The organism is Candidatus Pantoea bituminis (genome assembly GCF_018842675.1).
In the GTDB taxonomy this organism is placed as follows: domain Bacteria; phylum Pseudomonadota; class Gammaproteobacteria; order Enterobacterales; family Enterobacteriaceae; genus Pantoea; species Pantoea phytostimulans.
In genome coordinates this window covers 2,597,582-2,612,394 of the sequence record NZ_JAGTWO010000004.1, presented here as the reverse complement: position 1 = coordinate 2,612,394, position 14,813 = coordinate 2,597,582, and the positions used below count along the sequence as shown (strand labels likewise).

Sequence of the window (14,813 nt, the reverse complement as noted above, 5' to 3'; positions counted from 1 at the left end):
GCGGGGTGTGTCCAAATCCGATTAACAAGAGGTGCATCATGGACCGATATCCACGTAATGATTCAATTGTTCAGCCTGCAACCCGCGGGCTGCAGGCCTATATGGCGCAGGTTTATGGCTGGATGACGTGCGGATTGCTGCTTACCGCGTTTGTCTCCTGGTTTGCTGCGCGTACGCCAGCGTTGATGGAGCTGGTGTTTGCTAACCGCATCACCTTCTTTGGCTTGATCATCGCGCAGCTGGCACTGGTATTTTTCCTGTCTGGCATGGTTCATCGCTTGAGCGGCGCGGTCGCAACCGGCCTGTTTATGCTCTATTCGGCGCTAACCGGTTTGACGATGGCGAGTATTTTCCTGGTTTATACCTATTCGTCGATTGCCAGTACCTTCTTTGTCACCGCCGGCATGTTTGGCGCGATGAGCTTCTACGGCTACACCACCAAACGCGACCTCAGCGGTTTTGGTAGTTTGCTGTTTATGGCGTTGATCGGCATCGTATTAGCATCGCTGGTAAACTTCTGGCTGAAAAGCCCGGCGTTGATGTGGGCGATTACCTACATTGGTGTGGTGGTGTTTGTGGGATTAACCGCCTATGACACACAGAAATTGAAAAACATCGGTGAGCAGATTGATGTGCGTGATACAGAAAACCTGCGTCGTTATTCAATCATGGGCGCGCTGACCTTGTATCTCGACTTCATCAACCTGTTCCTGATGCTGCTGAGAATTTTTGGCAACCGCCGCTGATTTTTGCAGAGAGTGTTAATTTCGGTTTGACGTTGATTGTTTCCCATCCCGACCTTCCCCCGTGTTACTAGGGGAAGGAGACGCTGCCCCATGCGCGTAACGCGCATTTATGCAGGCTGCGAGCTAACATAAGGCAGCGTCTTCCTCCCCCATGCATGGGGGAGGAGCGAGGTGGGGGATAGCCAGCACAATCATCACGATGAATTCTGCAACTTCTTCTCATTCTTCTCGCGAAGATGCTTCGCCCGGCTTTCAAGCAACAGATAAAGCACCAGCGCCAGCAGCAGCGGCAAAATAAAGTAGAGCACGCGATAAGCCAGCAGCGCGGCAATAATAGCGCCATGCGTGGTGTGTTGACCGCTCAATAACGCCAGGAACACCGCCTCAAGCACGCCAATGCCTGCAGGAATATGAATAATCACGCCTGCGATACTGCTGATTAACAATACGCCCAGCACCATCGGATAACCGACATCCCGGCCCAGCAGCAGCCAAATGATGGTGCCCATTACCATCCAGTTGGCACAGGAAACCACAAACTGTAGCACCGCCATGCGCAGCGATGGCAGTTGCAATGTCTGGCCTTTGATTGTCCAGCGACGGCGTTTGGAAAAGGCGCAGGCCCAAAGATAAATCAGCACTAACACCAGTAAAACGGCACCAATCAACCGCAGCGTTGTTTCACCAATAAACCAGCCTTCGGGGATCGACACCATGCCCGCCGTGAACACGATGCCTGCCAGCAAAATGTAACCCAGCCAGTTGGTGGCGATGCTAATCGAGAAAATACGCGTAATGGTGCCGCTGTCTAAACCCAAACGTGAATAAAGGCGATAGCGCATCGCCACACCGCCCACCCAAGTGCTCAGCGTCAAATTAAACGCATAACAGATGAATGAGACCAGCATCACCTGGCGCTTCGCCAGCTTATGACCACAGTAGGCGCGACCAATCAAATCATAACAACCGTAAGTGAGATAACTCACCACGACCAAACCGGCAGCGATTAACACCACAAAACGGTTATAATTAACGATCACTTCATAGACATCTTCCCAGTTCACTTTACGTGCGTAGACCACCAACAGCACAATCACCGCAATAAAGAAGAGCCCGGTCAGTATTTTTTCGCCAGTTGCCAGCGCGGATGCTTTTTCGCCATCAGGACTTCGCTCCTTCGTTATCTGTTTCAACCCGATCTTGCGTCTCCATCGACGGTTGCACCGGCGGATCAACTTGAGCCAGAAGTGGCGTATGGGCAGGTAGCCAACCGGCAATGGCCGGGAAATGGCGCAGGAAGTGGAACACAATCACGCCCTTGGTGAGATTCCACCAGTTGCGTGGCGGCAATTTATCGTCCTGTACGCGCTGGCAATCTTCCGCCAGCAAATGCTCCAGATTATCGCGCAGCGTCTGGTTAAACTGGCGATCGTGAATGATTAAGTTCGCTTCCAGATTGAGTGACAAACTCAGCGGATCAAGATTACTCGAGCCGAGCGTTGACCATTGCTGATCCTTTACGGCGATCTTGCCGTGCAGCGGACGGCGGATATATTCATAAACTTCAACGCCTGCATCCACCAGATAGTTGTAAAGCATCTCCGCGCCCACTTTCACAATCGGCATATCCGGTGCACCTTGTACAATCAGCCTGACACGCACGCCACGCTGGGCCGCATTACGCATCTCGCGCAGTAAGCGGTAGCCAGGGAAGAAGTAGGCGTTGGCAATGATCACATCCTCTTTGGCGTCACGTAGCATGTCGAGATAGTGCATTTCGATGTCGTCGCGGTGATCGTCGTTATCGCGGTAAACAAACAACACCTGTGCATCACCCGGCGTGGCATTTTTTGCCGGACGATGCGAGCGTGAACCCCACCAGCGACGCGTGGTTTGTTCGCTGCCCATGGCGCTTTCCACATAACGGGTAATATCCGCTACCACCGGGCCTTTCACTTCCACCGCATAATCCTGCTTGGCTTCGGGGCCATAATCGGTGTTGTGTTCAGCGGAAAAATTGATGCCCCCAACGAAAGCGATCACATCATCAATCACCACGATTTTACGGTGTAACCGACGGAAGACGTTGGTGCGCATACCCATTACCAGCGGGCGCGGATCGTAGTAAATAAAGCGCACGCCCGCGCCGGTCAGGCTGTTAACAAACGCATCGGAGAGATCGGGCGAGCCGTAGCCGTCCACCATCACTTCGATTTTTACGCCGCGTTTAGCCGCTGCCAGTAATTCACGGTGCAGCGCTTTGCCCACCTCATCTTCAAACAGAATAAATGTTTCAAGCATGAGCGTGCGCTCGGCACGCTGAATAGCGCCGAATACGCGAGGGAAAAATTCGTCGCCGTTTTCCAGCAGACGCAGCTTATTACCGTCTTGCCAATGAAAATTCATAGATGAATCTCCACGGCTAGCGGTGCGTGATCGGAAAGATGTGACCAGGGTTTGCGCGGAAGCAACCAGGGATGACTCACGGTTGCATTGCGCACGTAAATGCGATCCAGGCGTAACACTGGGAAGCGTGCCGGGAAGGTGCGTGCTGGGCGACCCGTTGTCATACTGAACACCTCCTTCAGACCTGCGCCATGTTTTAAGATTTTATTGGCACGATGCTGCCAGTCGTTAAAGTCACCCGCCACCACCAGCGGTGCGTCCGCTGGCAGCGAAGCGATCATCTCGCACATCATCTTCATTTGTGCGTGGCGATGCGCCTCTTTTAACCCCAAATGCACGCAAATAACGTGCAGCGTGCCGTGCGGTTCTGGCAGGGCAACTTTGCAGTGCAACATGCCGCGGTTTTCACTGCCGGCAACGGAGATGTCCCGGTTTTCATATTCAAGAATCGGGAAGCGGGATAAAACGGCGTTGCCATGATGTCCTTCGGGATAAACCGCATTGCGCCCGTAGGCGAAATCGTTCCACATGGTATCGGCAAGAAATTCGTAATGAGGTGTGTCTGGCCAGTTTTCATGGTGTAAAGGGTGGATGTCATGCGTACCCATTACCTCTTGCAAGAAGACCACATCGGCTGACGTTGCACGTACAGCTTCACGCAGTTCCGGCAGGATAAAGCGGCGGTTGAAAGGGGCGAAACCCTTGTGTGTATTGATCGTCAGGACTTTAAATGAAAATCCTTGCTTGTTTTGTGGCATACTCGCGACGCACTCCTTTTCATCATCAATTGGATCAAAGTGTAGTCTTTGTCACAAACAGATGGTGAAGAAGGGCGATATTTAGGGCGTTATCCGAAATTTGCTTTACATTGAGGAAACACGTCACCGGCCTTTGCCGGTTGCACTTGGGCGACCTCTGAGGTTCGCCAGGAGAAGAAAATGAAATGGTCTAATCGTATTCAAATTACCACGGGTCAAACGTATGCGCATATCGCGCTGCACCTGTTGATAATTGTGGCGCTGGTCTGGGGCTGGAAACACAGAGCACTGGTTGAAGTGTGCAGTACCCTGGTGGCGGCTTATGTGGCGGTATTTATCGCCATGCTGGTCACGCAGCGTAGTGCTCGTTTACGCACTTTGGGTGATTACCTTGAAGAAGCGACCACAACTTACTACTTTGGCGCGGCAATGATGACGCTGTTCCTGGTGTCCCGCATTTTCCATAACAATCTGCTGTTGGCCTGTCTGGGCCTGGTGATGTTAGTGGGACCGGCGTTGGTGTCGCTGCTGGCGAAAGAGCCGACGCGGCGCATCGAGAAAAAACGTAGCTAAGTTAAAGGCCACCGCAAGGTGGCCTTTTTGTTTCCGCTCTCATCGTTGCTGTTTTAATCACGTTTGCCACTCTTTCATCTCACCTCACCGAAAAACCCATTCAGCAATTTCTGTCAGGAAATGTGAGCTACCTCGCGCCTTTGTATTAAAGCTGCTACACTCGCCCGCTTACGCATCGTAGTTTGCGCCCTTTTCACGCGTCAGCACCAGCTGGCGTCACTATCCCTCTGAAAACTACACCGTGAATCACGGTCAGAGCGGACCGGAGTACAACACTTAATGTCTTTTGACTCTCTCGGCCTGAGTGCCGATATTTTGCGCGCGGTCGCTGAACAAGGCTACAGCGAACCCACTCCTATTCAGCGCCAGGCGATTCCTGTAGTGCTGTCAGGCCGCGATCTGCTGGCAAGTGCCCAGACCGGCACCGGCAAAACGGCCGGGTTTACGTTGCCGTTATTGCAAAAGCTCAGTGCTAAAGCAGGCGCCGTGCGTGGCCGTCGTCCGGTTCGCGCCCTGATTTTGACCCCAACCCGTGAACTGGCCGCACAGGTTGGTGAAAACGTTAGCGAATACAGCAAGTATTTGCCGCTGCGTTCGCTGGTGGTATTTGGCGGCGTGAGCATTAATCCACAGATGTTGAAGCTGCGTGGCGGCGTCGATATCCTGGTTGCTACGCCAGGCCGTCTGCTGGATCTGGTCCATCAGAACGCGGTTGACCTGTCACAGGTTGAAGTGCTGGTACTGGACGAAGCAGACCGCATGCTGGATATGGGCTTCATCCACGACATTCGTCGCGTGTTGGCAAAACTGCCCGCCAAGCGTCAAAACTTGCTGTTCTCTGCCACCTTCTCTGACGAGATCAAAGGCCTGGCGGAAAAACTGCTGCATAATCCAGAAGAGGTTGCCGTGGCGCGCCGCAACACGGCGTCTGAACAGGTTTCTCAGCAAGTTTATTTTGTTGATAAGAAGCGTAAGCGCGAACTGCTGTCCCAGCTGATCGGCGAAGGCAACTGGCAGCAGGTGTTGGTCTTTACCCGTACCAAACACGGTGCTAACCATTTGGCTGAACTGCTCGGCAAAGATGGCATCACAGCCGCAGCGATTCACGGTAACAAAAGTCAGGGCGCGCGTACTCGTGCACTGGCTGACTTCAAATCGGGTGGCATTCGTGTGCTAGTGGCAACAGACATCGCTGCGCGTGGCCTGGATATTGAAGAGCTGCCGCACGTCGTTAACTACGAGCTGCCAAACGTTGCTGAAGATTACGTACACCGTATCGGCCGTACCGGTCGTGCAGCCGCAACCGGTGCCGCACTGTCGCTGGTCTGCGTAGATGAGCACAAACTGCTGCGTGATATTGAGCGTATGCTGAAGCGTGAAATTCCACGCGTAGCGATGGCTGGTTACGAGCCCGATCCAAGCATTAAAGCTGAACCGATCCAGAATGGTCGCCAGCAGCAGCAAACGCGCGGCGGCGGCGGTGGTCGTGGTCGCGGCCCAGGCGGTTCATCTTCTTCAGCGCCTCGCTCTTCGGGTGACAAACGTGCACCACAGCCGCGTCGTCAGGGTCCAGCGTCTACCACGCATGGCGATAAGCCTGCGCGTCCACGTCGTCCTGCCGCTGCGAAGCGTACCGGGAACGTCTAAGCGATGAGGGTTTTACTGGCGCCGATGGAAGGCGTGCTTGATTCGCTGGTTCGCCAGTTGCTGTCGGAAGTGAACGACTACGATTTATGCATCACTGAGTTTTTGCGCGTAGTTGATCAGTTGCTGCCGGTAAAATCCTTTTATCGTCTTTGCCCCGAGCTGCAAAATGCCAGCCGCACGCCATCCGGCACGCGGGTGCGTTTGCAGCTGCTGGGGCAATATCCTGAATGGCTCGCTGAGAATGCCGCACGTGCGGCAGAACTCGGTTCCTGGGGCGTTGACCTCAACTGCGGTTGTCCTTCCAAATTAGTGAACGGCAGCGGTGGCGGAGCCACATTACTCAAAGATCCCGAACTGATTTATCGCGGTGCTAAAGCGATGCGTGAAGCCGTTCCCGCAGACTTGCCGGTGACGGTAAAAGTGCGCCTTGGCTGGGATTCCAGTGCGCGCAGCATGGAAATTGCTGATGCAGTGCAACAGGCTGGAGCCAGCGAGCTGGCGGTGCACGGTCGTACCAAAGAGGACGGTTATCGCGCCGAAGCGATCAACTGGCAGGCGATTGGCGAAATACGTCAGCGACTGCGCATTCCTGTTATCGCCAACGGTGAAATTTGGGACTGGCAAAGCGCGCAAGACTGCTTACGAATAACGGGTTGTGATGCGGTAATGCTGGGGCGCGGTGCGCTCAATGTGCCCAATCTGAGCCGGGTTGTGAAATATAACGAAGCGCCAATGCCGTGGCCGGATGTCGTTGCGTTGCTGCAAAAATATACCCGCCTGGAAAAGCAGGGCGACACCGGACTTTATCATGTCGCACGCATCAAACAGTGGCTCGGCTACCTGCGCAAAGCTTATCGCGAAGCGGATGGATTATTCAGCGAAATCCGTGCGTTAAAAACCTCGAGTGACATTGCTTTAGCGATTGATCGTCATGCGGCTGTTCACGGCTTGTGATAAAAAAGCAGGCGACTGGTTAGCATGCTAAGGGTATGATGGACGATATTTCCACCTCTATTAAAAGCCTGCTATGTCTGACGTCGCTGTATTGAGTAACAGCCAACTCAACAAACGTATTCTCTCCGTCATCATCTTCACCTTCTTTTGTTACCTTTCTGTCGGTCTGCCGCTGGCGGTGCTGCCCGGTTTTGTTAAAAATCAGCTGGGGTTTAGCGCGTTTATCGCCGGATTAATCATCAGTTTGCAATACTTTGCGACCTTACTCAGCCGTCCGCAATCGGGCATTCTTGCCGATCGCCTCGGGCCAAAACGCGTGGTGATGCTGGGATTGATCTGCTGTGGCATGAGCGGCGTGCTTACCATTCTGGCAGCGCTTATGAGTCATTCACCGATGCTCAGTTTGGGCCTGCTGGCGCTGGGGCGCTTGTTCCTTGGCGTAGGTGAAAGCTTCAGCAGCACCGGTTCAACTTTGTGGGGCATGAACGTCGTTGGGCCATTGCAAACGGCGCGCGTTATCTCATGGAATGGTGTTGCAACCTATCTGGCCATGGCAATTGGTGCTCCGCTGGGTGTGATGCTCAATAATTGGTTTGGCATGAGCGGTTTTGCCGGATTGATTGCCTTAATGGGCATTGGCGGTTATTTGCTGGCGAGCAGTAAACCTGCGGTTAGCGTGAGCGTCGGTGAACGTACGCCTTTCCATCGCGTCTTTTCGCGTGTCTGGTTATACGGCATGGCGCTGGGTTTTGGCACCATCGGTTTTGGTGTTATCGCCACCTTTATTACGCTCTATTTTGCCAGCCGCGACTGGAGTGGCGCGGCTTTGGCGCTGTCGGTATTCAGCCTGGGTTTTGTGATGGTGCGTTTGGGTTTTGGCCGTTACATCACGCGTTTTGGCGGCTTAAAGGTGTCGCTCGGCTCTTTTCTGCTGGAATGTTTGGGCTTGATTATCATCTGGCAAGCCGACAGTGCAATGGTCGTAGGGTTCGGCGCCTTTCTTACCGGCTGCGGCTTCTCGTTGATCTTCCCGGCTCTGGGCGTTGAAGCCGTAAAACAGGTTCAGCGGCAGGATCAGGGTGCTGCATTGGGTACCTATTCAGCTTTTCTGGATTTAGGGCTGGGATTAACCGGTCCGGTGGCGGGATTGTTTATCAGCCATTGGGGCATGCAATCAGTCTATCTGGCAGCCGCAATGATGGTGCTGGGTGCAATGCTGATGACGTTACGGCTGCATTTGCAACGTTCGCGTCAGAGCCAATAAGCGTTGCGCGGTATTATGCCGCGCAACGTCATTTGATTAAAAATGGATAAACAGCGCATAAAGCAGGGCTGAAAGTAGAATAGAAACCGGCAGCGTTAATATCCAGGCGACGGCAAGGTTGCGCAATGTGGACATTTGCAAACCTGAGCGGTTCGCAGCCATGGTGCCGGCAACGCCCGAAGAGAGAACATGGGTAGTTGAAACCGGCAGGCCAAAGCCGTCGGCAGCACCAATCGTCATCATTGCCACTAATTCGGCGCTGGCACCTTGCGCGTAGGTAAGATGAGTTTTACCAATGCGCTCTCCCACCGTAACGACAATTCGTCGCCATCCCACCATGGTTCCCAGCCCCAGCGCGATCGCCACCACCACTTTTACCCACATCGGAATAAAGCGCGTTGCGCTGTCCAGCTCATGCTTCATCGCTGTTAAATTGCGAGCGGTCTCTTCCGGCAATTTGGCTTCAGCGGTTTGCAAATGCTTGATCGATTCTGATGCCAGATACATCTGGTTGCGAGTATTGGAAACAGACTGAGCCGGGATATTTTCCATTGAGCCATAACGACGAATCTGGTCGCCGATATCACTTAGCGTCATTGCCAGCGCGGGCAGAACGTTTGGATTCAAGGTGCTGCTGCGCACGAATTCGGTGAGCACCTCACGCGAGGGGGCAGCGGATTAGCGGCGGGTTGAATTTGCAGCAGTTGCTGTTCCGTCACCTGGGTTAATGCCGCCACGCGCGGAATTTGATCGGGGGCAGCGAGCGGTTAAGCGCATAAGCGATCGGCATGGTGCCGACCAGGATCAGCATGATCAATCCCATGCCTTTTTGCCCATCATTTGATCCATGCGCAAACGAAACACCGGTACAGGTCAGGATCAACATACCGCGGATCCAGACTGGCGGTGGCTGATCGTTTGCCGGTGCCTGATAAAGCTGACGATTGCGGATCAACATCTTCATCGCCCACAGCAACAGGGCGGCACAAACGAAGCCCACAATCGGCGAAAGCAGCAGTGAATAACCCACTTTTAATGCCTGATCCCAATCGACACCACTCAAACCGCTGCGACCGTGCAGCAAGGCATTCGCCACACCTACGCCAATAATCGATCCGATCAGCGTGTGGGATGAGGAAGAAGGAAGGCCAAAATACCAGGTGCCTAGATTCCAGATAATTGCTGAGAACAGCAGCGCGTAAACCATGGCAAAGCCGCTGCCGCTGGCGGCTTGTAAAATCAACTCAACCGGCAGCAATGAAATAATACCGAATGCCACCACGCCGCTAGAGAGCAGCACGCCAAGAAAATTGCAAATGCCTGACCAGACCACCGCAACGCCCGGTGTCAGCGAGTGCGTGTAAATCACCGTCGCCACCGCATTGGCGGTGTCATGGAAGCCGTTGACGAATTCGAAACCAAGCGCAATTAGCAGCGCTAAACCCAGCAGCAGAAAGGGCACGTAGCTGGTCACTGGCGCACCGGTTTCTTCGACATCATGAAATAAATTCAGACCGGCAAAGGCCAAACCTGATACCAGCAGAATGAGAAACAGCGGCTTCGAATATCGGTTGCCTTTGCTGTCGAAATTAGGACGCCCTCGGTTTATTGGGGAAGAGACACTGTTTTCACTCATGGCATACCTCGGCTTTCAGGTTGCAGATGCCATTTCGCACCCGGTATTTGCAGTGTGATACGCGCGTTGTATGACAGAAAAATGATCGGGTTCGATTCTGGGCTTAACAGTGCATGGGGTTACGGCGTGTCTGTATTCACCCAAGGCAACAGTTGGCCCTGCTGCAATATCAGCACCCGATCGGCGCTGGCGAGGGTTTCAGGCCGATGCGCGATCAGCAACACCGGTAAATGTAAATCGCGCAGCACGTTGGCGATCAGGCGTTCGTTTTCGCTGTCGAGCTGGCTGGTGGCTTCATCAAGAATCAACAAACGCGGCCGTTTGTAAAGCGCCCGTGCTAGCAGTAAGCGCTGACGCTGGCCGCCAGAGAGCGCGCCGCCGAGTTCGCCTAATAAGGTCTGATATCCCATCGGTAAGTGCTGAATGTGATCGTCAATCTGTGCCTGAATTGCGCAGTGTTGCGCCCATTCTCGATCGGCGGGTTGGCTAAACAGCGTAATGTTTTCCAGAATCGATCCGCTAAATAGTCGATCCTCCTGTAACACGCAGCCAACGTTTTGCCGCACGTTAGCGCAATGCTGCGCGCTGAGCCGCTGACCCAATAAGATAATTTCGCCGCTTTCTAATGGATGTAGCCCCAGCAGCAGTTTAGCCAGCGTGGTTTTACCGCAGCCTGAGGGGCCGGTAATCGCCACTATTTCATTGGCACCCAAGGTAAATGTGGCGTTATCCAACAACCATGGCGCGTTGGGGTGATAACGGAAGCGGAGTTGATGCGCCTCGATAACGTGCGCAGATGACGTAACGAGAGGCTCAGGCCGCAGATTAGCGGCGGCCTCCAGCGGCGCCAGCACAATATCGGCCAGCCGCTCGCGATAGACGCCAACCTGTAACCAGCTAAACAAGCTGTCGGTGAGGTTGCTGATGCTGCTGGAGAAGCGACCCTGAAAGCTGAGCCACGCCACCAGCATCCCAACAGTGAAACGATCCTCCAGCACTTCGGTTGCGCCCAGCCATAACACCAGCGCGGCGCTCAGGCTCAACAAGGCAATTTCAATGACACCAAACAGCATCGACAGCTTTTGCTCAGCCAGTTCGGCATTGCGTCGGGCAATATTAAGCTGCAGCCAGGCACTCTCTCGCGCCGACATAGCCGCATTGATACGCAGGCTCAGCACGCCTTGCAGCGTTTCAAGAAAATGGCTGTTTTCACGCGTTGCAGCTTGCCAACTTTGCTCGGTCGCCTGACGAAACGGGCGATAGGCCACCAGCCGCAGCAAAAAATAGAGCAGGGCGCTGACGAGTGCGATAGCACTCAACTTTATGCTGTAGCTCATCATCATGGCTAACAGCGTGAGAACCAAAAGGGCATCAAGCAGCGCGCTGAGTAGCGTGTTGGTCAAGGTGCTTTGCAACGTATTTACCGCATCAAAACGCGCGCTGATCCCGCCGGTATCACGCTTTTCATACCAAGCGATCGGTAAACGCAGTAGATGATGAAATACGTTCTGGCTCCACTGCACGTTGAGCGACAGCGACAGCGATAAAATCGCCCATTGCCGTAGCAGACCGAGCAGCGTTTGCACCGCGACTAGCAGCAATAGCGCCAATGTAATCAGCGTCAACAAACTGCTGTCACGCGCTACCAGCACATCATCAATGACCATTTGGTTCAGCAACGGTGCGCCCAAGGCGAAGACTTCAAGGACGCAGGCAAAACAAAAAATGCGTGCCAATGCGGGGATCAAGCCATGACATTGCCCCAACAACTGACGTAAGCCGATGTCACGGCGCTGATCCTGCGGCACAAACGCCGGACGCGGTGTTAACGCCAGCGCAATACCCGTAAAATGGCGGTTCACTGCCGCCCAGCTTTGTGTTGTGCGGCCAGCCGCGGGATCGTGAATCACAATCCCGTGGCGTGAGACTTTTACCAGCACCACGAAATGTTGGTTATCCCAGTGCAGAATCGCCGGGCACGATAACTGCCGCAGCTGATCCATCTCCAGTCGCAGCGCACGCCCTTGCAGTTCACAGGCTTCGGCACAAGCCAATAGTTCATTCAGGCGCATGCCTTGAGAGGAGGGCGAAAAGCGGTTGCGCAGGCTGGCAAGATCGCAGCGTTGACCGAAGTGGTCGAGTACCATTGCAAGGCAGGCCAGCCCACATTCCGCTGATTCAGTTTGCATGATCAGCGGCATACGCCGCCGCCAGCGAATCTCATAGCGCATCACAAATTACCCCGCAACGCCCAAAGCGGCTCTAACAGCCATTCCCACAAATAGCGCTGCTCAAGCTCAACTGCACCGCTTAATGTCATGCCGGGGCGCAGCGGCTCGTCGCGTCCGTAGGCGCGCAGCGTGGCGCTATCCAACGCGACCACGATGCGATAATGCGCCTCGCTGCGCTGCCAGGTGGCCAGCTGGCGCGGCAAGACATCGCCGGCTTGCAGGCTCACCAGCGTCATGGTTTGCACTTTGCCCCACTGAATACCGAATTTCTCATGGGGGAATGCATTAAGCCGCAATCCTACACGCTGACCGGGCTGGATAAATCCCACCGCGCTGCTCGGGGCGTAAAGCTCTGCCTGTAGCTGTGCATCAGCGGGCAATAACGTCAGCAGGCGTTCACCGGCGCGCACACTTTCACCGGCTTTCACCAGCAAGGCCGCTACTTGACCGGCAACCGGCGCCCGAATATGGCTTTCGCCCTGAGCCGCCAGCGCTAACTGCTGTTGTTGGAGTAACGCTTGTTGGCCCAGCAGCGTTTCGCGACGGATGGCAAACTGCTGGTTTTGTTGAAGTTGGCTGGTATCAAGCTGAATAAGTTCGCGCTCCAGCCGCTGCTTTTGCTGATGCAACTGCGTTTCTGCCAGCTGCGCTTCATTGAGGATCAGCTGCTGCTGTTCGCGTTCACGGGTTGAAACGAACTGATGCTGATGGAGTTGCTGAAAGCGCGTGGCATCGCGTTTCAATAGTGCTGATCTCTGCCTGGCAAGGGTTAGCGTATGGTCAGCGCTGACCCTCTCCGCTAACAACTGCTGACGATGCAGTTCGCTGTGCTGCTGTTGCAACTGCATCAACGTCTGTTCCTGCATAAGTTGCTGCACCAGGTGCTGTAACTGACGCGCTAACGAATCACGCTGCGCCTGTAAATTGTCGTCGCCTATCCCTTGTAATGATGACGTACTGAGTTGCAACAGCGTGGCATCTGGCGAGACAGTCTCTCCTTCATGAAACATCAGGCGCTGCACATAGCCATCGCGCGGGCTGGTGATGTGAAACAGTCCGGCAGCAGGCAAAATAATGCCCTGAAGCTGCGCTTTACGCGTATAGCTGCCAAAAGCCAGAAACAAGATGAGCAACAGCAAGAGGAGTAAAGAGATCGCAGCAAGCAGCGTGAGATTACCCTGAACCGGCAACACCAGCGTGCCTTGCAGCGTAGGCTGCTGCTGGCTATCGATAAATCCCTGTCGAAAAAGTGGCGTCGCCATCCGGCTCTCCTGAGCGGGTTAATTGCGGGCGATTATTCGACGAGAACGCAGCAGAATCAATATCGATTCATCTAACAAAGGGCGGGAAATCAGCGCGATGGCAATAAAAAAGCCAGCGCAAGCGCTGGCTTTTTTGAACCACTCAACAATTACGAATTGTCGTTGCTGGTAGCAGCAGGCTGTGATTGTGCCGGCTGAGCAGCGTTGGGATCCGTGACGTTAGCGCCTTGTGAAGTCATTGGCGTCATTGGCTCTTCTTTTGGCTGCGCGTCCTGCGTTTCAGGTACGTCAACCGGTGCAGTTTGAATGCTGTTTTCTACACCGTTAACTTTTACCGGCATGCCGGTACGTGCTTGAATCGCGTTATTGACGGCATCCTGATTCACGCTGCCTTCAACCAACACTTTACTTACCGCCTGAGTCAGCGTAATCGGCACCAGTTCGCGCGAGTTGAACTGCTCTTCAGTGGTAGAAAGTGGATTGTGCACCTCGATATAACGTGAACCGTCCGCCTCAACCGTGGCTTTCACGGGTTGATCAACGAACTGAACGCGTGTTCCGACGGGCACATTCTGGAACAGCCACTTGATGTCATCAGCACGTAAACGTACGCAACCATGGCTTACGCGCAGGCCAATGCCGAAGTTGGCATTGGTGCCGTGAATCGCATACAGACGACCAATATAGAGCGCATATAAGCCCATTGGATTATCTGGACCCGCCGGGAAGACTTCTGGCAGGTTTTCACCGCGTGAAGCATATTCCGCATGCATCGCTTTAGTTGGGGTCCAGGTTGGACCATCTTTTTTGCGCTGTACGGTGGTTGTCCAGTTAATCGGCGTATCTTTGCCCAACTCACCAATACCAATTGGCAACACAACGACCGTTTTGGTGCCTTTCGGGTAGTAATAGAGACGCATTTCCGCGCTGTTAATCACAATGCCTTCACGCGGCGCGTCGGGCAGGATCAACTGCTGTGGGATAATGATTTTACGGCCAGCCTGAGGCAGATAAACATCCACACCCGGGTTGGCTTCCAGCATATTGCTGAGACCCATTTGATACTGCGCCGCAAAAGCTTCCAGCGGCAATTTGCTGTCCTGTGGAACGGTAATTTCGATATTTTCCCCGGTCAGACGGCTATTTGCCGCAGGCAAGGGGTAAACCACAGCGAAGGCGGACTGGCTGAAAGCAGCCAGAGCCAAAGCGATTGAAGCGAACGCGCGAATGCTCATTTTCATATTTTACAAGTCGTTATCGCCATGTTTCAGGCTTGTCAGTGTATCGAACCCATGCTGGTCAAGGTGACCTGCTGCGCATTATATGTTCATTGATC

General features: G+C 54.0%; 10 protein-coding genes and 2 pseudogenes. 5 read left to right on the top strand and 7 right to left on the bottom strand.

All coding sequences use genetic code 11. The features are described 5' to 3' along the window. The first annotated feature begins 38 nt into the window (after positions 1 to 38). Positions 39 to 746, top strand: a complete 708-nt coding sequence (locus tag KQP84_RS16055) for a Bax inhibitor-1/YccA family protein (RefSeq protein WP_215847280.1) — start codon at positions 39 to 41, stop codon at positions 744 to 746. A 194-nt stretch (positions 747 to 940) separates the two neighbouring features. Here the strand turns inward: KQP84_RS16055 and KQP84_RS16050 are convergent. The 3 genes and pseudogenes from KQP84_RS16050 to KQP84_RS16040 form a co-directional block, all read right to left on the bottom strand. Further along, positions 941 to 1,908 (bottom strand): annotated as a pseudogene (locus tag KQP84_RS16050) (lysylphosphatidylglycerol synthase domain-containing protein). Then, entirely contained in the window at positions 1,908 to 3,152 is a 1,245-nt protein-coding gene (gene clsB / locus KQP84_RS16045; RefSeq protein ID WP_215847279.1) for a cardiolipin synthase ClsB, read from the bottom strand. Before clsB ends, KQP84_RS16050 begins: the two are co-directional and overlap by 1 nt. After that, on the bottom strand, positions 3,149 to 3,910 hold the full coding sequence (locus KQP84_RS16040; protein ID WP_215847278.1) for an endonuclease/exonuclease/phosphatase family protein: 762 nt from the start codon (positions 3,908 to 3,910) through the stop codon (positions 3,149 to 3,151). Before KQP84_RS16040 ends, clsB begins: the two co-directional genes overlap by 4 nt. 180 nt (positions 3,911 to 4,090) lie before the next feature. Between KQP84_RS16040 and KQP84_RS16035 the strand changes: the two genes are divergently transcribed. The 4 genes from KQP84_RS16035 to KQP84_RS16020 all read left to right on the top strand — a co-directional run bounded on the left by KQP84_RS16035 (position 4,091) and on the right by KQP84_RS16020 (position 8,348). Then, entirely contained in the window at positions 4,091 to 4,483 is a 393-nt protein-coding gene (locus KQP84_RS16035; protein ID WP_215847277.1) for a YbhQ family protein, read from the top strand. A gap of 279 nt (positions 4,484 to 4,762) precedes the next feature. Further along, positions 4,763 to 6,130 carry an ATP-dependent RNA helicase RhlE gene (rhlE, locus tag KQP84_RS16030; protein WP_215847276.1) on the top strand — a complete coding sequence of 456 codons (1,368 nt, stop codon included), beginning with the start codon at positions 4,763 to 4,765 and terminating at the stop codon, positions 6,128 to 6,130. Between the two features lie 3 nt (positions 6,131 to 6,133). Then, positions 6,134 to 7,084, top strand: coding sequence for a tRNA dihydrouridine(16) synthase DusC (gene dusC / locus KQP84_RS16025; RefSeq protein WP_215847275.1), 951 nt, complete (start codon positions 6,134 to 6,136; stop codon positions 7,082 to 7,084). A gap of 73 nt (positions 7,085 to 7,157) precedes the next feature. Further along, the gene (locus tag KQP84_RS16020; RefSeq protein WP_215847274.1) at positions 7,158 to 8,348 is read left to right on the top strand and encodes an MFS transporter; all 1,191 of its coding nucleotides are present in this window, start codon (positions 7,158 to 7,160) and stop codon (positions 8,346 to 8,348) included. 36 nt (positions 8,349 to 8,384) lie between these two features. On the opposite strand, the pseudogene KQP84_RS16015 reads toward KQP84_RS16020, so the two are convergent. The 4 genes and pseudogenes from KQP84_RS16015 to KQP84_RS16000 all read right to left on the bottom strand — a co-directional run bounded on the left by KQP84_RS16015 (position 8,385) and on the right by KQP84_RS16000 (position 14,718). Continuing rightward, positions 8,385 to 9,984 (bottom strand): annotated as a pseudogene (locus KQP84_RS16015) (inorganic phosphate transporter). A 119-nt stretch (positions 9,985 to 10,103) separates the two neighbouring features. Continuing rightward, positions 10,104 to 12,215 (bottom strand): peptidase domain-containing ABC transporter, encoded by a 2,112-nt coding sequence (locus KQP84_RS16010; protein WP_215848317.1) that lies wholly within the window; start codon positions 12,213 to 12,215, stop codon positions 10,104 to 10,106. Further along, positions 12,215 to 13,477, bottom strand: coding sequence for an HlyD family secretion protein (locus KQP84_RS16005; RefSeq protein WP_215847273.1), 1,263 nt, complete (start codon positions 13,475 to 13,477; stop codon positions 12,215 to 12,217). Before KQP84_RS16005 ends, KQP84_RS16010 begins: the two co-directional genes overlap by 1 nt. 149 nt (positions 13,478 to 13,626) lie before the next feature. Then, positions 13,627 to 14,718, bottom strand: a complete 1,092-nt coding sequence (locus tag KQP84_RS16000; RefSeq protein WP_215847272.1) for a L,D-transpeptidase family protein — start codon at positions 14,716 to 14,718, stop codon at positions 13,627 to 13,629. Positions 14,719 to 14,813: the final 95 nt, after the last annotated feature.

Coding starts and splice junctions, on each gene's coding strand:
- KQP84_RS16055 (WP_215847280.1), top strand. CDS start 39: ATGGACCGATATCCACGTAATGATTCAATTGTTCAGCCTGCAACCCGC.
- clsB (WP_215847279.1), bottom strand. CDS start 3,152: ATGAATTTTCATTGGCAAGACGGTAATAAGCTGCGTCTGCTGGAAAAC.
- KQP84_RS16040 (WP_215847278.1), bottom strand. CDS start 3,910: ATGCCACAAAACAAGCAAGGATTTTCATTTAAAGTCCTGACGATCAAT.
- KQP84_RS16035 (WP_215847277.1), top strand. CDS start 4,091: ATGAAATGGTCTAATCGTATTCAAATTACCACGGGTCAAACGTATGCG.
- rhlE (WP_215847276.1), top strand. CDS start 4,763: ATGTCTTTTGACTCTCTCGGCCTGAGTGCCGATATTTTGCGCGCGGTC.
- dusC (WP_215847275.1), top strand. CDS start 6,134: ATGAGGGTTTTACTGGCGCCGATGGAAGGCGTGCTTGATTCGCTGGTT.
- KQP84_RS16020 (WP_215847274.1), top strand. CDS start 7,158: ATGTCTGACGTCGCTGTATTGAGTAACAGCCAACTCAACAAACGTATT.
- KQP84_RS16010 (WP_215848317.1), bottom strand. CDS start 12,215: ATGCGCTATGAGATTCGCTGGCGGCGGCGTATGCCGCTGATCATGCAA.
- KQP84_RS16005 (WP_215847273.1), bottom strand. CDS start 13,477: ATGGCGACGCCACTTTTTCGACAGGGATTTATCGATAGCCAGCAGCAG.
- KQP84_RS16000 (WP_215847272.1), bottom strand. CDS start 14,718: ATGAAAATGAGCATTCGCGCGTTCGCTTCAATCGCTTTGGCTCTGGCT.